Origin of the sequence: Stenotrophomonas sp. YAU14A_MKIMI4_1, from assembly GCF_003086855.1 — a bacterium.
Taxonomy (GTDB): Bacteria; Pseudomonadota; Gammaproteobacteria; order Xanthomonadales; family Xanthomonadaceae; genus Stenotrophomonas.
Window position 1 is genome coordinate 1,130,544 of record NZ_CP025998.1, and the last position, 16,357, is coordinate 1,146,900.

The window sequence follows — 16,357 nt, forward strand, 5'->3', positions numbered from 1 at the left end:
TACGTCGAGCCAATGGATGTCCTGATGCGCCGCAGCCTGTTTCTCCCCCTGCTTCTGGCCCTGAGCCTGCCGGTGGCCACGATGGCCCAGAGCGGCCTGCGAACCGAAGGCGATGTTGCTACCGCCAGCGGTGCCTATGAAGCCGAAGTCCCGGTCAACAGCCAGGCCGAGGGCGACCGCAATGGCGGTCTGGCCCGTGCCCTGGGCGTGGTGCTGGGCAAGCTGTCCGGCGACCGCAGCGCGATGAGCCGCCCCGGCGTGGCGCAGGCGCTGCGCAACGCCAAGGACTACGTGGCCAGCTACGACTACAAGCAGGACCAGAGCGTGGGTGCCAGCGGCGCCCCCAGCTACCGCACCCTGCTGGTCGCGCGCTTCCGCGAAGACGATGTGGACGCACTGGTCTCGGCCCTGGGCCTGCCGCTGTGGCCGCAGCCGCGGCCCAAGCCGGTGGTCTGGATGGCCGTGGACGATGGCAGCGGCCCGCGCCTGGTCAGCGTGCAGCAGGCCAACGCCGCCCGCCCGCTGCTGAACCGGGCCATCGAGCGCGGCTACAAGCTGGGCCTGCCCAGCGGTGGCGCGGCCGAACAGGCGCTGGTGGGGGCCATCTGGCGCCAGGACAGTGCCGCGGTGGCCCGCGCGTCGTCGCGCTACGCCCCGCCCATGCAGCTGATCGGCAAGCTGTACCGCGCCAACGGCGGCTGGCAGGCCGACTGGGTGTTCGTGGACAACGGCCGTGAACTGAACAAGTGGACCAGCAAGGACGCCAACGCCATGCGCGCGATGGCCGCCGGTGCCGACGGCGCTGCCGATGCGCTGGTGAAGCGCTACGCCAAGGCGGGCGCGGCCACCGGCCAGGCCGGCAGCTACCGCGTGGTGGTGACCGGCATCAACGGCAGCGATGATTACCTGCGCCTGGCCGCGGGCCTGCGCGAGGTGCCGGTGGTGCGCAATGTCACCCCGCTGCGCGCCACGGCCGACCATCTGGAACTGAACCTGGAAATGACCACCGGCCTGGCCGGCTTCAACCGCATGCTGGGCGACAACGGCGTGTTGGTGCCCTCGGCCACGCTGCCGGCACTGCCCACCCCGCTGGATGACAGCACCGGTGCGCCGGTGGCACCGCCGGTCAGCAACGAGTACCGCCTGCGATGATCCTGAGCCCGGAGGCGGAAATCGCGCAGTTCCTGCGGCGGCTGAAGTACGTGGCCGTGGCCCTGATGGTGGGCTGGGTGGTGTGGCTGCTGGCCCCCATCCTGACCCCGTTCGTGCTGGCCCTGGCGCTGGCCTGGCTGGGCGATCCGCTGGTGGATCGGCTGGAGGCCCGTGGCCTGTCGCGCAACACCGGCGTGGTGCTGGTGTTCGTGGCGATGGTCCTGCTGATCACCGGGCTGATGCTGGTGCTGGTGCCGATGATCGAGCGCCAGATCACCACCCTGGTGGCGGCCGTGCCGCAGGCGCAGGCGTGGCTGATGCAGAAGGGCATTCCCTGGTTCGAGCAGAAGACCGGCCTGGAAGTGATGCAGTGGATGGACCCGGACCGCCTGATCGAATGGGTGCGCAGCCACTGGCAGCAGGCCGGCGGCTTCGCCACCACGTTCATGGGCTACGTCTCGCGCTCGGGCTTCACCGTGGTGACCTGGGTGGTGAACCTGGCACTGCTGCCGATCCTGGCGTTCTACTTCCTGCGTGACTGGGACAAGCTGGTCGAGCGTGTTGCCTCGGTCATTCCGCGCAACCATATCGGCACCATCAGCAACCTGGCGCGCGAATCCAACGATGTGCTGGGTGCGTTCATCCGCGGCCAGTTCCTGGTGATGGTGGCGCTGGGGGTGATCTACGCCGCCGGCCTGTCGCTGGTCGGGCTGAAGCTGGGCCTGCTGATCGGCCTGGTGGCGGGCCTGATCAGCTTCATTCCCTACCTGGGCGCGACCACCGGCATCGTGATGGCGGTAGTGGCCGCGCTGGTGCAGGCGCAGGGCATCGACCTGAAGCTGCTGCTGCTGGTGGGCGTGGTGTTCACCGTGGGCCAGCTGCTGGAAAGCTACGTGTTGACCCCGCGCATCGTGGGCGACAAGATCGGCCTGCACCCGGTGGCGGTGATCTTCGCGGTGATGGCCGGTGGCCAGCTGTTCGGCTTCCTGGGCATGCTGCTGGCACTGCCGGTGGCGGCGGTAAGCAATGTGCTGCTGCGCTATGCCCACCAGCGCTACCGCCAGAGCGAGCTGTACGCGGGCGAGAAGCCGTCCATCGTGCTTGATGGCGTGGTCGATGCGCCCCATATCATCGTCACCCCTTACGAGAACGGCCCGGACCCCAGGTGATTGGTGTTCCGCAACTTCCGCTGGCCCTGCATTACCCGCGGGACCAGCGTCTGGAAACCTTCATCGGCGCGCCGGATGGCGCGCTGGCGCAGCTGCGTGCGATCGCGCTGGGCGCCAGCCACGATTGGGTGTACCTGGAAGGCGCGGCCGGCACCGGCAAGACCCACCAGGCGCTGGCCATGTGTTCGACCGCCGAACAGGCGGGCCGGCTGCCGACCTACGTGCCGTTGGCCAGCGTGGCGGGGCGGGTGCGGGTGGCGCTGGAAGGGCTGGAACAGCGCGAGTTGATCGCCCTGGATGGCCTGGATGCAGTGGCCGGCGACCGTGAGGACGAGGTGGCGCTGTTCGATTTCCACAACCGTGCGCGCGCGGCCGGGGCGACGGTGCTGTACACCGCGCAGGCGGCGCCGGGCGAGCTGGGCCTGTTGCTGCCGGACCTGCGTTCGCGGCTGGGCCAGTGCGTGCGCGTGCTGCTGCAGCCGTTGGACGAAGAAGGCCGCGCGGCGGTGCTGCGCGAGCGCGCGCTGCGGCGCGGGCTGGCCATTGATGAGGCGGCCATCGAGTGGCTGCTGTCGCACACCGGGCGCGAGCTGGGTGGGTTGATTACCCTGCTGGACTGGCTGGACCGAGAATCGCTGGCGGCCAAGCGCAGGATCACGGTGCCGTTCCTGCGGCAGGTGCTGGAAGAAGGCCGCCCGCGTTACTGAGGGTGGGGTTTTTTTTTATTGCAGGGCTGCTGCCCTGCACCCGCTGAAGATCAAGTGCAACAGCTGGCTTCCTGGGGGAGGCGGGGCGCTGTGGGCTTGCAGGACACGCCGTAAACCCGTCCATGGGGGCTCGTAGGCGCCATCCATGGCGCCTGCGGTCCTGCAAGCCCACACCGCCCCGCCTTCGACAGTGGGTCGGTGGCCTTGGGATTGGATCTTGGACCTGATATGCGCGGCGTCTGGTAGGTGTCGACCTTGGTCGACACGGTGGCTGCGCGGTGATCGGGTGGGGCAGGCACGGTACAGTGTTCGCCCAGCAAGACCGCTGGTTGTCATCCCATCACAAGGAGTGAGTGTCATGATGAAGCTGAATATGCTGGTCGGCCTGGCGCTGACGACGGCCCTGTTGTCCGGCTGTGCGTCCGCTCCCCGGAACAACGCGCAGGCCAACCAGATCGCAGCTGCGGTGCAGGGCCTGGTGGGCCAGCCGGCTGCCCGGGCCATTGAAATGTTCGGCAAGCCAGACCATGGACTCGGGCCGTCGTCCTACGGCAGCGGGGGCTTCTATGCATGGAACCGGATGCGTACGCATGCCGGGCCGGACAAGGTCTTCATCCAGACCGGCACCGAGTACGTCGGCCAGCGAGAGACCTGGGCCGCCATTGGCGGGCAGGGCGTCAGCGGCATCATGCCGGTCAGCAGCGAAGCGGTGTACCGCAAGGTCGGGCACTACGAGAACGAAACGATCATCGATTACTTCTGCAGCATCACCCTGTACACCGATGGCAAGGATGTAATCACCGAAGCAAGCGTGATCGACTGCAGCACCAAGCAGTAAGGCCCAAGCCAGCAAGCTGGAGCGAGCGCAGCGAAGCGACCCGCTTCTGCTTTTCTTTTTCTTTTCCGTGGCTCGACGCCCACGGGAATTGTCCGTGGCCGCGCGGATGGGTTGCGCAGGGGCGCAGGCGCCATGGATGGCGCCTACGAGCTTACAAGGACGTACTTGCAGCGTCCCCTGCGCAGCCCATCCGCCCGACCAAGCACGGCTTTGCAGTCGAGCAAGCTCGACTCTACCGATCAGGCGGCCAACTCTGCGTCCAGTGCGCGCAGGCGATCGACCGTGCCGACGTCGGTCCAGCGCCCGCGATGGTGCTGCCCCGTCATCAATCCCTGCGCCATGAAATGCTTCTGCAGCGGAACCACCGAGAACTTCGGCGGCACCCGCTCACTGCCCGCGGCATCGCCGATCACCGCGTGCCAGTCGGCCACGATCGATGGCCGGTACACGCCGATGCCGGCATAGGTCAGGCACGGCCCGGCACGGTCGTGGTGCAGCAGGCCCTGCGCATCCAGCCGGTAATCGCCCTGCGGGTGCTGCGCGGGGTTGTCCACCAGCACCAGGTGCGCCTGGCCCTGCGGCTCGCGCGGCAGCGTGGCGAAATCGAAATCGGTCCAGATATCCCCGTTCACCACCAGGAACGGTGCATCACCCAGCTGCGGCAGGGCATTGAGGATGCCGCCCCCGGTTTCCAGCGGCGTAGCGCCTTCGTGCACGAAGTGCAGGCGCAGGCCCCACTGGCTGCCATCGCCCAGCGTGGTCGGGAACTGCTCGGCCAGCCACGCGGTGTTGACTACCACGTCGCGTACGCCCAGCGCCGCCAGGCGTTCCAGGTGCCAGACGATCAGCGGTTTGCCGGCCACTGCCAGCAGCGGCTTGGGCGTGTGCAGGGTGAGCGGACGCATGCGCTCGCCCAGGCCGGCGGCGAAGATCAGTGCCTTCATCGGGCGAACCGCAGTGGCGCGGCCTGGTCCAGCAGCGCCGGCTTGACCTGTTCGTCCATCAGCCGGCGCAGGCCGTCCAGCTGCGGGTAGCGCGGCAGCACTTCATCCAGGTAGGTAATGAAGCGCGGTGCATCGTCCAGGTAGTGGCCCTTGTTGTCGCGGTAGCGCAGGCGGCAGAACAGGCCCAGGCATTTGACGTGGCGCTGGATGCCCATCCAGTCGGCGTCGCGCAGGAAGGTGGCCAGCGGCGGGACCGGCAGGCCGGCCGCCCCGGCGGCGGCGTGGTACTGCGCCAACCAGCCGTCGACGCGCTCCAGCGGCCAGCTCAGGAACGCATCCTTGAACAGGCTGACCGGATCGTAGGCGATCGGCCCGCGCACCAGGTCCTGGAAATCCAGCACGGCCGGGCCATCGGCCACCGGCATCAGGTTGCGCGGCATGTAATCGCGGTGGGTCATCAGCTGGGCTTGGCCCAGTGCGTTGTCCATCATCCGCCGCTGCGCCAGCTGCAGGCCCTCGGCGGCGTCGCAGTCCAGCTGCAGGCCCAGATGCCGCTGCAGGAACCACTCCTCGAACAGGCCGGCATCACGCTGCAGCAGCGCTTCGCCGAAGTGGCCGAAACCTTCCGGTACCGGAATCGACTGCAGCACGATCAGCTGGTCGATGGCGCGGGTGAACCAGGCATCGGCGTTGTGCGTATCCAGCACCTTGGCCAGGGTCGGCCCGCCGAGATCTTCCAGCAGCAGGAAACCGGCGTCCAGCTCCTGCGCCAGCACGGTGGGCACGCGCAGGCCATGGTCGGCCAGCAGCGCGCGCATGCGCAGCCAGGGGCGTGAATCTTCCAGGCCGGGCGGGGCATCCATGATGATGTGGCTGCCGCTGGTGCTGGTGGTGCGCCAGTAGCTGCGCAGGCCGGCATCGACCGAAGCGCGTTCGACCACCGCGTGGGCGTCGTCCAGCTGGGTGCGGGCCCACTGCAGGCGCTGCGCGCTGCGCTGGGGATCGGAAGCAGGTTCGGTCATGCAGGCGGTTCCGGGCGCGCCAGGCGCGCCACGCTCAGGAAAGAGGAGAGGGGGATGTCAGCGGCGTGGGCTGAACAGGCGCATCAGGGCCAGCACGGCCACCGCGCCGACCACAGCACCGAGGAAGCCGGCCGGTTCGCCGGGGCGGTACCAGCCCATGTACTGGCCGAACCACCCGGCCACCAGCGCACCGACGATGCCCAGCACGATGGTCAGCAGGCAGCCCATGCGGTTGTTGCCGGGCATGAAGAAGCGCCCGAGCAGGCCGACGAAGAAGCCGACCAGCAGGATGTACAACCAGCTGCTGCTGCCGAAAAGACCATTCATGCGCGTGGTTTCCGCTGGGGGTGGACGCAGCCTAGCAAGGCCGGGCTGCGTCCGTCACGGTGTGCCGCGATCAGCAGCAGCCGTGGTCGCCGTGGCGGGTGCCACTGTCGGCGGCCACCGGCGAACCGCTGGTCTCGCCGCGCAGGCTGGCAGCGTAGTGTTCGCTGATGACCTTGGACACGCAGGCGGTGACCTTCTTGCCCATCGGAATGTGCAGGAACTCGTTCGGGCCGTGGGCGTTGGAGTGCGGGCCGAGCACGCCGGTGATCATGAACTGGGCGCCCGGGAACTTCTCGCCCAGCATGCCCATGAACGGGATCGAGCCGCCTTCGCCCATGTACATGGCCGGCTTGCCGAAGAAGGCCTGGCTGGCATCGTCGATGGCCTGGGTCAGCCACGGCGCCATCGCCGGGGCGTTCCAGCCGGTGGAGGCCTTTTCCAGGTCCAGGGTGACCTGGGCGCCGTTCGGCGGGTCGCGCAGCAGCGCTTCCTTCAGCAGTTCGCCGCAGGTCTTGCCGTCGGCGGTGGGCGGCAGGCGCAGCGACAGCTTCACCGAGGTCTGCGGACGCAGCACGTTGCCGGCCGATTCCAGCGGCGGCATGCCGCCGATGCCGGTGACCGACAGGGCCGGGCGCCAGGTGCGGTTGAGCACCAGCTCGGCCAGGTCGTCGTTCATAGGGCGCAGGCCGTCGACCATCGGGAATTTCTCGAAGATCTCGGTATCGACCACTTCGGCGGCGCGCTTGGCCTGTTCCTGGCGCTCGGCCGGGATCTCCACGTTCATGCCGTCGATCAGGATGCGGCCGGTGTCCTGGTCCTCGATGCGCGACAGGATCTGGCGCAGCAGGCGGAAGCTGGACGGGATCACGCCGGAGGCATCGCCGGAATGCACGCCTTCGTTGAGCACCTTCACGGTGAAGTTGCCGCCGGTCAGGCCGCGCAGCGAGGTGGTGCACCACAGCTGGTCGTAGTTGGCGCAGCCCGAATCCAGGCAGACCACCAGCGACGGCTTGCCGATGCGGTCGGCCAGATGGTCGACGTAGGCCGGCAGATCGTAGCTGCCCGATTCTTCGCAGGCTTCGATCAGCACCACGCAGCGCGCGTGCGGCAGGCCCTGGGCCTGCAGGGCCAGCACGGCGGCCAGCGAGCCGAAGATGGCGTAGCCGTCATCGGCGCCACCGCGGCCGTACAGCTTGTCGCCGCGCAGCACCGGGGTCCACGGGCCCAGGTCGTCGTCCCAGCCGGTCATTTCCGGCTGCTTGTCCAGGTGGCCGTAGAGCAGGATGGTGTCGTCGCCGGTTTCCGCGCCGGTGGCCGGAATTTCCAGGAAAATCAGCGGGGTACGGCCTTCCAGGCGGACCACTTCGACCTTCAGGCCGGGCAGCTGCTGGGCCTTGGCCCAGTTTTCCATCAGGGTGACCGCCTGCTCCATGTAGCCGTTCTGCACCCAATTGGCGTCGAACATCGGCGACTTGTTGGGAATGCGGATGTAGTCGACCAACTGCGGGACGATTTCGCTGTCCCACTTTTCATTGACGAATTGGCCGAGCTTGGCGCTGTCCATCTGAAACTCCGGTTGCATGGCTGATCCGCGCATTCTACGCCTGTGGTGGGGGTAGGGTTTTTCCTACACGACGTCGGGTAGTTGGCTGGCTTTTAGAAATCTGTGAAACCGATAGGCTGTGCACATGTGGTGACGGACACTGTTTCGGCCGACGGGATTGCCGGTCGGGACGGCCAGAACCACAAGGAGATACACGTCGTGCCTTGGAGTGTCGTGTTAAGGGCGCTGGTGCTGGGAATGTGGATGCTGGGGGCGCAAGCCGCCGAGCCCATCGACATCAACCGGGCCGATGCCCAGGCGCTGCAGCAGGGACTGTCGATGGTCGGGGCCAGGAAGGCTGCGGCAATCGTCGAGCACCGGCGCACACACGGCCCGTTTCACCGCGTAGAGGATCTGGCGCAGGTGAAGGGGATAGGGACAGGAATCGTTGAACGGAATCGACAGCGGATCACCGTCGGCAACAGGCTGTTGCCCGCGGATCCGGTACCCGGATCGGTACCGGTGCGAACCGTACCCAGGCGATGACAACAGGATCGTCGGAACCGGCAGGAGGCTGGTTCACTGGTCGCGGACAGGAAGGCCGTGACCACCGACCGTCGCACGGAGGCGACACCAATCACCAGGATGGTGGCATCACAGACCTGTGGAAGGGGCTGAGATACAAACAGGACAGACGCGGCCGCGTGCAGGACGCAACATTCCCATACCGCAGGACGCGGGGAATGGCAGCAGGCCGACAGGGACGTGACGATTGCCCGGTACGACACATGGTGGTGTCGCCGGGCAATTTCTTTTTCTGCGCACGGCCACGACGTGGCGATGGTGTAGCGTGGAGGCTCCCCATGGAATGGAGCCACCGGATGTCCCTTCATCGTCTTGCATTGCCGTTGGCGCTTGCCCTGGCCTGTGCCACCAGTGCGGCCAGCGCGGCCACGCCTGCAGCTGCAGCTGCAACGGCCACTGCTCCTGCCAGCGCAGAGGTGCGCGGGCCGACCGATCTGAAGCCCGGCGAATATCTGTGGCACCCGGAAATCTCGCCGTCCGGACCGATCGTGCTGGTGGTCAGCCTGGATGAGCAGCGCGCCTATGTGTACCGCAACGGCATCGCGATCGGGCTGAGCACGATCAGCTCGGGCAAGACCGGGCACGAAACGCCCACCGGTGTGTTCACCATCCTGCAGAAGGACAAGGACCACCGCTCCAACCTCTACAACAGCGCGCCCATGCCCTACATGCAGCGGCTGACCTGGGACGGCATCGCCCTGCACGGCGGCAGCCTGCCCGGTCACCCGGCCTCGCACGGCTGCGTGCGCCTGCCGCAGGCCTTCGCGCAGAAACTGTTCAGTGCCACCCAGCGCGGCGACACGGTGGTGGTGGCCGATGCCAAGAGCGCGCCAATGACGTTGGCCTACCCGGCCGTGCTGGCGCCGGTGAATGCCAAGGGCCAGGCGCTGCCGGACGGCGAAGCAGGCAGCGCTGCCGCGGCGTGGTGGAACGATGCCGCCGCGCCTGCCGGCCAGGTCGGCATCCTGGTCAGCCTGCAGGACCAGCGGCTGTACGTGCTGCGCGATGGGGTGATGATCGGCGAATCGCCGCTGCGCGCCGATGCGTTGCCGGCGTTCCAGGGCACCACGCTGTTCGTGATGGGGCAGGGCTACAGCGATACGCCCAGCCCGCTGGATGCACAGCAGCGGTTGCACCAGTGGACCGCGTATCCGCTGCTGGGCCAGGACAGCGCGCAGGCCACGCCGGACCTGCTGGCCACGCCCTCGCTGCCGATGGCGCTGCCGGCCGATTTCGCCCACCAGCTGTACCAGGTGCTGGTGCCCGGTACGACCCTGCTGGTGACCTCGCTGCCGGCGGTACGCCCAAGCGCGGCTGAATCGGGCATGCAGCCGGTGTTGGAATCGGAGCCGGCCGCGCCCACGTCGAAGAAGTCCTGAGCAGATTGCCGTCACCCATGAACGTTTCACGCACGTGCTGGCGGGCCGCTGGCGGCCTGCTGGCGATCCTGGCCGGTGCGGCCTCTGCCGCCGCACCGCCGGCGGCGGCCACCGCCAGCACCGAAGACCTGACCGCGCTGCTGGCACGCACCGCGCCCAATGCCGACCGCCAGGTACTGAAGCTGGCGGCTACGGCGTTGCGTTGTTCGTTGCAGCGCCCCGAGCTGGGCGTCAGCGGCGAACGGCTGGCGGTGATCGATTACTCGCGGCCGTCCACCGAGCAGCGGCTGTGGGTGTTCGACCTGGCACGCCAGCGCCTGCTGTTCGAGGAGTGGGTGGCGCATGGGCGCAACAGCGGTGGCAACCGCACCGAGCATTTTTCCAACCGCGATGGCAGCTTCATGTCCAGCATCGGGGCCTTCACTGCGAAGGAGACCTACATGGGCGGCAACGGCTATTCGCTGCGCCTGGATGGGCTGGAGCCGGGCTACAACGATCTGGCGCGCGATCGCGCGATCGTGATCCATGGTGCGCCCTACGTGAACCCGACGGTGGCCCGGCTGCAGGGGCGGCTGGGCCGCAGCCTGGGCTGCCCGGCGGTGCGGCTGTCGGTGTCGCGGCCGCTGATCGATTCGCTGCGCGGTGGCGCCCTGGTCTTTGCCTACTATCCCGATCCGGACTGGCTGAAACATTCCAAGCTGCTGGACGGCGGTTGTGGCGGCGCAGGCTGACACACGCACCTACAATGCGGGCATGGACACCGATTCCCTGCTGCACACCCCGAGCCAGGTGATTTCCAGCCTGGACTACCGCCGCGAACGCTGGCGCAATGGTCTGGGCTGGACCCGCGAGATCCTGCGCCTGCCGGCACACGGCGATGATTGGGCGCTGCGCCTGTCGGTGGCCGAGATCGAGCAGGATGCCGCGTTTTCGGCGTTTCCCGGGGTGGAGCGCGAACTGGTGCTGCTGCACGGCAACGGCGTGCGATTGCGCTTCGAAGATGGCCACGTGGCCGAGGTGCTGCCGCCGCACGGGCGCGTGCGCTTTGCGGGTGAGCAGACGCTGCAGGGGGAACTGGTGGATGGCCCCACCCACGATTTCAACCTGATGTGGCAGCGCGATGTGCTGCAGGCCGAGCTGCTGCACCGGCCGCTGGTGGGATCGATGTTCTTCTTCTGCGAACCGGGCGTGGCCTGGGCGTTGTACCTGCTGGCCGGGCATGCCGACTTCGGTGCGGACAGCGGGCTGCCGCCGCTGCAGGCCGGGGATACCGCGTGGTTGGCCGCCGGTGAGCGCCAGCGCCACGCGTTGCAGGGCGGTGGTGAGTTGTTGGCGATACGGGTAACGAGCGTAGGGTAGCGCCGGGCCATGCGTGGATGGGGTCAGAGCCCTTTCCTGCGGAAAGGGATCCGACCCCGCAGCAGTGGTAGATCCACGCCATGCGTGGATGGGGTCAGAGCCCTTTCCTGCGGAAAGGGATCCGACCCCGCAGCAGTGGTAGATCCACGCCATGCGTGGATGGGGTCAGAGCCCTTTCCTGCGGAAAGGGATCCGACCCCGCCGCAGTGGTAGATCCACGCCATGCGTGGATGGGGTCAGAGCCCTTTCCTGCGGAAAGGGATCCGACCCCTCAATACACGTCGCGGCGGTAGCGGCCGGCCAGCAGCAGTGCTTCCTTGCCTTCGGCACCCAGCACCTGCTCGATCACCGCATCTACTGCCGGGGCCATGCCCTGCAGGCTGCCGCAGACCAGGATCGTGGCGCCTTCATCGACCCACTGCCGCAGCGTTGCCGCTTCGGCCAGCAGCCGGTCCTGTACGTAGCGGTGCGCGCCGCCATCGCGGCTGAACACCGCATCCAGCCGCTGCAGCGTGCTGTTGCCCTGCATCGCCTGCAGTTCGTGGCCGAAGTGGAAATCGTGGGCCGCCGAGCGTTCGCCGAACAGCAGCCAGGTGCGCTGCGCGCCGGTACGGGCGCGTTCGTGCAGGTGCGCGCGCAGGCCGGCGATGCCGGTGCCATTGCCGATCAGCAGCAGGGGCACGTCGGCGGCCACGCCATGGAAGTTGTCGTTGCGGCGCAGGCGCAGTTGCACCGGTTCGCCGATGGCGGCGTGGTCGCACAGCCAGCCACTGCCGATACCCGCTGTACCGTCGGCACGCAGCTGGCGGCGCAGCAGCAGTTCCAGCGCACCGTCGGCCATCACCGATGCGATGGAATACTCACGATGCGGCAGCGGCTGCAGTGCCGCCAGCAGGCCGGGCAGGTCGCCGGGTGTCACCAGGTTCGGCAGGTGCGAACGCGCAACGCGGTCGAGCAGGGTCTGTCCGTCGTCCAGCTCCAAAGCCGGATCGAAGCCGCTCGACTGCAGCCAGTCGCGCGTGCTGTGCGCGGCGTGCTGCGGGCCGACTTCGGCGATGTCGCCGGCCTGCCACAGCGCATCGCTGCCCGCCGGCGGCTGCAGGCGCAGCCAGTACACCGGCCCGCCCAGGCTGCCCGGATTGAGATGCTCGCGCTGCAGCAGCGTCCAAGGCTGATATTCGGCCGGGCTCCAGTCGGGCAGTTCGCTGGCACCGCCGCGGATCTGCCCCAGCAACTGCTGCCAGTGGCGCAGTGCGGCCGGGTCGGCATTGTCGACCTCGACCACATCGAACATCGGATGGGCACCGTGCTGGCGCAACCACGTATCGAGCTGGTGGCCGAAGGCACAGAAGTGCCCATAGCTGCGGTCGCCCAGCGCCAGCACGCCGTAGTGCAGGTGGCCCAATGCAGGCGAGGCGCTCATCGTGCCGCGCAGGAAGGGCAGGGCATGGTCGGGCGCATCGCCTTCACCGGTGGTGCTGGCAATGAACAGCACGCGGGTGCTGTCGGCCAGCAGGGTGCCATCCACTTCATGCAGGCCGCGCAGGCGCACTGGCAGCCCGGCCGCGCGCAGGGCCTCGGCGCTGCGTTCGGCCAGCTCGCGGGCGAAGCCGGTCTGGCTGGACCAGACCAGCAGCAAGGGTGCGGCACCATCGGCGCTGTGGTCGTCGCGGCGGCGGCCACGCCACCACACCGCGGTGCAGGCCAGCGCGTACAGCACCAGGGCGATCAGCGCGGCATGCCAATGGCGCGGCGTCGGTGCGCCCTGCCACCAGGTTTCCCCCAGGTGCAGGCGCAGCAGGGCGGTGGCGGCCACGGCCAGCAGCGCCAGCACCAGTAGATTTCCCAGCAGTGCGCGCGAGGGACGACGGCTCATGCGGCCTGCTCGTCCAGCAGGCGCTGGAAGGCGCTGCTCAGATGTTCCTGCGGGCCACCGGTACTGCGCTGCAGGTAGCGCACGGCCAGCCCCTCGCGCTCGGCCAGCGCCATACCGGCGGCCTGGCCCAGCACGGTGAGCGCGGTGGCCCAGGCATCGGCGTGCATGGCATCGTCGGCCACCACGGTCACGGCCGCGGCGACCTGGCGTACCGGCATGCCGGTGCGCGGGTCCAGACTGTGGCTGTAGGCCTGGCCATCAGTGCTGTACTGGTGCCAGCGGTCGCCCGAGGTGGCCACCGCCTTGCCATGCAGCGCCAGCACGCGCGGCGGAAGCTCGCTGGCGGCATCTTCTTCCGGCGCCGATTCCACCAGCACGCGCCATGGCTGCCCATCCGGCTTGTGGCCATAGCCGGCCAGTTCGCCGCCCACTTCGATCAGTGCCGCATCGATCTGCTGGCTGCGCAGCCACGCCGCGACATGATCCACGCCGAAACCCTTGGCGATCGCCGACAGATCCAGTTCCAGCCCGCCGGGTTGCAGCAGCGCGTCGCCCTGCCACTGCAGGCGCTGCCAGCCACAGCGTTCGCGCGTGGCCTGCAGCACATCGGTGCTGGGCAGGGCGCGTGGACCGGCATGCGCGCCGAAGCCCCACAGCGCCACCAGCGGGCCCACCGTGGGATCGAAGGCGCCGTCGCTGGCGGCGGCGATGGTCTGCGCACACGCCAGCACGTGGCGGGTTTCGGCCGGCAGCACGCAGTGCTGGCCCGCCGGCGCGCTGTTGTAGCGGCTCAAGTCGGAACCGGGTTCCCACGTGCTCATCTGCGCGACCACCGCGTCCAGGCGGGCCTGGATGCCCGCATGCAACGGATGCAGGTCGCGCTGGCGCGGCGCCACCAGCGAAACGCTCCAGGTGGTGCCCATGGTGGTGCCACCCAGGCGGGCGATGTCGAGCGAGGTATCGGTCATGTCAGGCGGTGCAGGCGGCGGTACCGGAAGCATCCCGGCACCGCCGCGGTGTGGTTACTGCGGCAGGACTTCCAGCGTTGCGACGTAGCTCAGGCGGCGCTTGGCGGCCTGCTTCACCGAGGTCTTGTTGTCCTCGGTGCCGGTTTCCAGCCAGTACATGCCGGCTTCCGGCCAGGTCACCTTGATCTCGCCCTTGGCGTCGCTGGTCACCTTCAGTTCGTCCTGCGCATTGCGGTAGCGGGTGGCGCCGCGCACGATCTCGAAGTCCAGGCCGGCGGCCGGCTTGCCATCGACCAGCACGCGGAAGGTCGATTCCTCTCCGGCGAACAGATCGTTGGGGTGGCCGACGGCCACCAGCTCGATGCCGCGGTTGGTCGGCTTCAGCGCGGTGTCGTTCGGCGCGCCGTTGGTGACGAAGGTTTCCACCCGGCCCACCGACTGGCTCACTTCCAGCTTCTTCGCATCCTTGGGCAGTTCGCCGAAGGTGGCGGCGGTGCCGCGCCAGCGCTTGCGCTCGCCGTTCAGTTCGTAGGTGGCGAACAGGCCATCGTTCACCGAGGCGATGCGGTAGGTGCCCTGCTGCTTCAGTTCGATGTCGAACACGCTGCGGTACTTGCCGGTGGCCGCGTTCTGCGGCTGCACGGTGCTGCCGTCCGGCGCGGTGATCACCAGCGATTCCAGGCGCAGCGGCACGTGGTTGAAATAGAACAGGTCGTTGGACACGGCGCCATCGACGGTGATCCACGGCGCGTTGCCGGCAATCACCGTCTGCGAGGGCAGCAGCCAGGCCTTGTGGGCCAGGGCGGAGAACGGAAGAGCAGCGGCCAGGGCGGCGGCTAGGACGAGCGTGCGCTTCATGCGGAAGACTCCAGGGACGTTGGGTGGGTGGGGTCAGAGCCCTTTCCGCTGGAAAGGGATGCGACCCCGGGGTCGGATCCCTTCCGCAGAAAGGGCTCTGACCCCGGAAAGGGGAATCAGGGCTTCACAGCCAGGGTGACCAGGCCCAGTTCGGTGGCGCCCTGCGCCTTTCCGTTCTGTGCGGCGGTGGCCGGCCAGGTGAAGGGGATCTTCAGCAGTTCGCGGCCGCCCACTTCGCGCACCGCTTCCACCACCAGGGTGTAGTTGCCGGGGGCCAGCTGCTTCAGCGCCGGCTGCTTGTCGCTGAACGACAGCGCGTGCTTGCCGGCCGGGCGGGTGGGACCGGTCACGCCGTCCACCGGCACCTGCAGGGTGCGGCCGCTCTTGCGCCACCACTGGCGCAGGTCGGGCAGCCACTTGGTGCCGTGGCCTTCGCTGTTGCTGGTCTGCTGGTACCAGACCGACAGGTTGGCGGCGACCTTCTGGTCGGCCCCTTCCAGCCACACCGCCACGTACGGGCGGTGGTATTCGGCCACGTTGAGCTTGGGCACTTCAACGTTGATGTCCAGCGTGGTGGCGTAGGCGGGGCTGGTGGCCAGCAGGCCGCTGAGGGCGATGGTGAGGGTGACGCGCATGGGGCGGCTCCGAAGGGAACGGTAGGAAGTCAGTGGATCAGCAGCAGGGCGATTAGCAGCGGAATCATCAAGCCCAGGCCGACCAGCGGCCAGGTCATGCGCCGCTGCCGCGCATGCAGGTGCAGCAGGAACAGGCCGGTGATGCAGAACACCAGGCAGGCCACCGCGAACAGGTCCAGGAACCAGCCCCAGGCCGGGCCGGCGTTGCGGCCCTTGTGCAGGTCGTTGAGGTAGGACACCACTCCGCGCGAGGTGGATTCGTATTCCACGGCGCCGGTCTCGCGGTCGATGCTCAACCAGGCATCGCCGCCGGGGCGCGGCAGCGACAGATAGATTTCTTCGGGCGACCATTCGGCCGGGCGGCCGCCGATGGCGATGCCCAGCTGCTGGTCCAGCCACTGCCGCGCCGGGCGCGGAATCGGCGCATTGCCGTCTTCGCGCGTGCCCAGCTGGGCCAGCAGTGCCTGCGGCAGTTCCAGCTGATGGTTCTGCACCTGCGGCTTGGCCTCGATCTTCGCCGCATGGTTCAGGGTCAGGCCGGTGGCCGCGAACAGCAGCATGCCGATCAGGCACACCGCCGAGCTGATCCAGTGCCACTGGTGCAGGGTACGCAGCCAGAAGCCACGGCTCTGTTGCTGCTGCACGGTGGACGAGGCAGGACGGCTCACGGTGTTTTTCGGGGCAGGTGAAGACCACCCATTACAGCATTAATGAGAATGGCTCGCAATTAGGTGTCGTTGTGTATCCCGCGCGGGTGATCCACGCCATGCGTGGATGGAGCGGTGCCAACCAAGGTTGGCACCCACGAGTAGATCCACGCCATGCGTGGATGGCGCGGTGCCGACCAAGGTGGGCACCCACGGGTAGATCCACGCCATGCGTGGATGGAGCGGTGCCGACCAAGGTTGGCACCCACGGGTAGATCCACGCCATGCGTGGATGGAGCGGTGCCGACCAAGGTTGGCACCCACGGGTAGATCCACGCCATGCGTGGA

At 68.2% G+C, this 16,357-nt stretch carries 17 protein-coding genes; 8 read left to right on the forward strand and 9 right to left on the reverse strand.

The window, feature by feature from the left end; genetic code table 11:
• Positions 1-24 precede the first annotated feature (24 nt).
• From C1931_RS05185 to C1931_RS05200, 4 genes are all read left to right on the forward strand, one after another.
• Complete coding sequence (locus C1931_RS05185) at positions 25-1,152, forward strand: DUF2066 domain-containing protein (protein ID WP_234412305.1); 1,128 nt, start codon at positions 25-27, stop codon at positions 1,150-1,152.
• A complete protein-coding gene (locus tag C1931_RS05190) occupies positions 1,149-2,321 on the forward strand; it encodes an AI-2E family transporter (protein WP_108748819.1) in 1,173 nt (390 codons plus the stop codon). Before C1931_RS05185 ends, C1931_RS05190 begins: the two co-directional genes overlap by 4 nt.
• Positions 2,321-3,028, forward strand: a complete 708-nt coding sequence (gene hda, locus C1931_RS05195) for a DnaA regulatory inactivator Hda (RefSeq protein ID WP_108751488.1) — start codon at positions 2,321-2,323, stop codon at positions 3,026-3,028. The genes C1931_RS05190 and hda overlap by 1 nt, the downstream gene beginning before the upstream one ends.
• A gap of 358 nt (positions 3,029-3,386) precedes the next feature.
• Complete coding sequence (locus tag C1931_RS05200) at positions 3,387-3,866, forward strand: hypothetical protein (RefSeq protein WP_199913909.1); 480 nt, start codon at positions 3,387-3,389, stop codon at positions 3,864-3,866.
• A 239-nt stretch (positions 3,867-4,105) separates the two neighbouring features.
• Here the strand turns inward: C1931_RS05200 and murU are convergent, their stop codons facing one another.
• The 4 genes from murU to C1931_RS05220 all read right to left on the reverse strand — a co-directional run bounded on the left by murU (position 4,106) and on the right by C1931_RS05220 (position 7,723).
• Positions 4,106-4,810 (reverse strand): N-acetylmuramate alpha-1-phosphate uridylyltransferase MurU, encoded by a 705-nt coding sequence (gene murU, locus C1931_RS05205; RefSeq protein WP_108755592.1) that lies wholly within the window; start codon positions 4,808-4,810, stop codon positions 4,106-4,108.
• Positions 4,807-5,832, reverse strand: a complete 1,026-nt coding sequence (locus C1931_RS05210) for a phosphotransferase (RefSeq protein WP_108755593.1) — start codon at positions 5,830-5,832, stop codon at positions 4,807-4,809. The genes murU and C1931_RS05210 overlap by 4 nt, the downstream gene beginning before the upstream one ends.
• 57 nt (positions 5,833-5,889) lie before the next feature.
• Positions 5,890-6,159, reverse strand: a complete 270-nt coding sequence (locus C1931_RS05215; RefSeq protein ID WP_108748822.1) for a GlsB/YeaQ/YmgE family stress response membrane protein — start codon at positions 6,157-6,159, stop codon at positions 5,890-5,892.
• A gap of 70 nt (positions 6,160-6,229) precedes the next feature.
• On the reverse strand, positions 6,230-7,723 hold the full coding sequence (locus C1931_RS05220) for a M20 family metallopeptidase (RefSeq protein WP_108748823.1): 1,494 nt from the start codon (positions 7,721-7,723) through the stop codon (positions 6,230-6,232).
• Positions 7,724-7,852: 129 nt separating this feature from the next.
• Here C1931_RS05220 and C1931_RS05225 point away from each other — a divergent pair, with 129 nt between their 5' ends.
• The 4 genes from C1931_RS05225 (at position 7,853) to C1931_RS05240 (ending at position 11,025) form a co-directional block, all read left to right on the forward strand.
• Positions 7,853-8,248 (forward strand): helix-hairpin-helix domain-containing protein, encoded by a 396-nt coding sequence (locus tag C1931_RS05225; protein ID WP_234412307.1) that lies wholly within the window; start codon positions 7,853-7,855, stop codon positions 8,246-8,248.
• 335 nt (positions 8,249-8,583) lie between these two features.
• Positions 8,584-9,666, forward strand: coding sequence for a L,D-transpeptidase (locus C1931_RS05230; RefSeq protein ID WP_108755594.1), 1,083 nt, complete (start codon positions 8,584-8,586; stop codon positions 9,664-9,666).
• Positions 9,667-9,683: 17 nt separating this feature from the next.
• A complete protein-coding gene (locus tag C1931_RS05235; RefSeq protein ID WP_108755595.1) occupies positions 9,684-10,397 on the forward strand; it encodes a murein L,D-transpeptidase catalytic domain family protein in 714 nt (237 codons plus the stop codon).
• A 22-nt stretch (positions 10,398-10,419) separates the two neighbouring features.
• Positions 10,420-11,025, forward strand: coding sequence for a HutD family protein (locus tag C1931_RS05240; RefSeq protein ID WP_108757660.1), 606 nt, complete (start codon positions 10,420-10,422; stop codon positions 11,023-11,025).
• Positions 11,026-11,296: 271 nt separating this feature from the next.
• Here C1931_RS05240 and C1931_RS05245 read toward each other — a convergent pair whose 3' ends face one another.
• From C1931_RS05245 to C1931_RS05265, 5 genes are all read right to left on the reverse strand, one after another.
• A complete protein-coding gene (locus tag C1931_RS05245) occupies positions 11,297-12,901 on the reverse strand; it encodes a sulfite reductase subunit alpha (RefSeq protein ID WP_108755596.1) in 1,605 nt (534 codons plus the stop codon).
• Entirely contained in the window at positions 12,898-13,869 is a 972-nt protein-coding gene (locus C1931_RS05250; protein ID WP_108755597.1) for an FAD:protein FMN transferase, read from the reverse strand. Before C1931_RS05250 ends, C1931_RS05245 begins: the two co-directional genes overlap by 4 nt.
• Positions 13,870-13,923: 54 nt before the next feature.
• Positions 13,924-14,727 (reverse strand): DUF4198 domain-containing protein, encoded by an 804-nt coding sequence (locus tag C1931_RS05255; protein WP_108755598.1) that lies wholly within the window; start codon positions 14,725-14,727, stop codon positions 13,924-13,926.
• Between the two features lie 116 nt (positions 14,728-14,843).
• The gene (locus C1931_RS05260) at positions 14,844-15,362 is read right to left on the reverse strand and encodes a DUF2271 domain-containing protein (protein WP_108748830.1); all 519 of its coding nucleotides are present in this window, start codon (positions 15,360-15,362) and stop codon (positions 14,844-14,846) included.
• A 29-nt stretch (positions 15,363-15,391) separates the two neighbouring features.
• On the reverse strand, positions 15,392-16,030 hold the full coding sequence (locus C1931_RS05265) for a PepSY-associated TM helix domain-containing protein (protein ID WP_108755599.1): 639 nt from the start codon (positions 16,028-16,030) through the stop codon (positions 15,392-15,394).
• Positions 16,031-16,357 lie beyond the last annotated feature (327 nt).

What these genes read in the sequence shown, in the direction of transcription:
- C1931_RS05245 (WP_108755596.1), bottom strand. Translation starts at nt 12,901, where the DNA reads ATGAGCCGTCGTCCCTCGCGCGCACTGCTGGGAAATCTACTGGTGCTG.
- C1931_RS05220 (WP_108748823.1), bottom strand. Translation starts at nt 7,723, where the DNA reads ATGGACAGCGCCAAGCTCGGCCAATTCGTCAATGAAAAGTGGGACAGC.
- C1931_RS05230 (WP_108755594.1), top strand. Translation starts at nt 8,584, where the DNA reads ATGTCCCTTCATCGTCTTGCATTGCCGTTGGCGCTTGCCCTGGCCTGT.
- C1931_RS05250 (WP_108755597.1), bottom strand. Translation starts at nt 13,869, where the DNA reads ATGACCGATACCTCGCTCGACATCGCCCGCCTGGGTGGCACCACCATG.
- C1931_RS05240 (WP_108757660.1), top strand. Translation starts at nt 10,420, where the DNA reads ATGGACACCGATTCCCTGCTGCACACCCCGAGCCAGGTGATTTCCAGC.
- C1931_RS05215 (WP_108748822.1), bottom strand. Translation starts at nt 6,159, where the DNA reads ATGAATGGTCTTTTCGGCAGCAGCAGCTGGTTGTACATCCTGCTGGTC.
- murU (WP_108755592.1), bottom strand. Translation starts at nt 4,810, where the DNA reads ATGAAGGCACTGATCTTCGCCGCCGGCCTGGGCGAGCGCATGCGTCCG.
- C1931_RS05200 (WP_199913909.1), top strand. Translation starts at nt 3,387, where the DNA reads ATGATGAAGCTGAATATGCTGGTCGGCCTGGCGCTGACGACGGCCCTG.
- C1931_RS05255 (WP_108755598.1), bottom strand. Translation starts at nt 14,727, where the DNA reads ATGAAGCGCACGCTCGTCCTAGCCGCCGCCCTGGCCGCTGCTCTTCCG.
- C1931_RS05190 (WP_108748819.1), top strand. Translation starts at nt 1,149, where the DNA reads ATGATCCTGAGCCCGGAGGCGGAAATCGCGCAGTTCCTGCGGCGGCTG.
- C1931_RS05185 (WP_234412305.1), top strand. Translation starts at nt 25, where the DNA reads ATGCGCCGCAGCCTGTTTCTCCCCCTGCTTCTGGCCCTGAGCCTGCCG.
- C1931_RS05210 (WP_108755593.1), bottom strand. Translation starts at nt 5,832, where the DNA reads ATGACCGAACCTGCTTCCGATCCCCAGCGCAGCGCGCAGCGCCTGCAG.
- C1931_RS05235 (WP_108755595.1), top strand. Translation starts at nt 9,684, where the DNA reads ATGAACGTTTCACGCACGTGCTGGCGGGCCGCTGGCGGCCTGCTGGCG.
- C1931_RS05260 (WP_108748830.1), bottom strand. Translation starts at nt 15,362, where the DNA reads ATGCGCGTCACCCTCACCATCGCCCTCAGCGGCCTGCTGGCCACCAGC.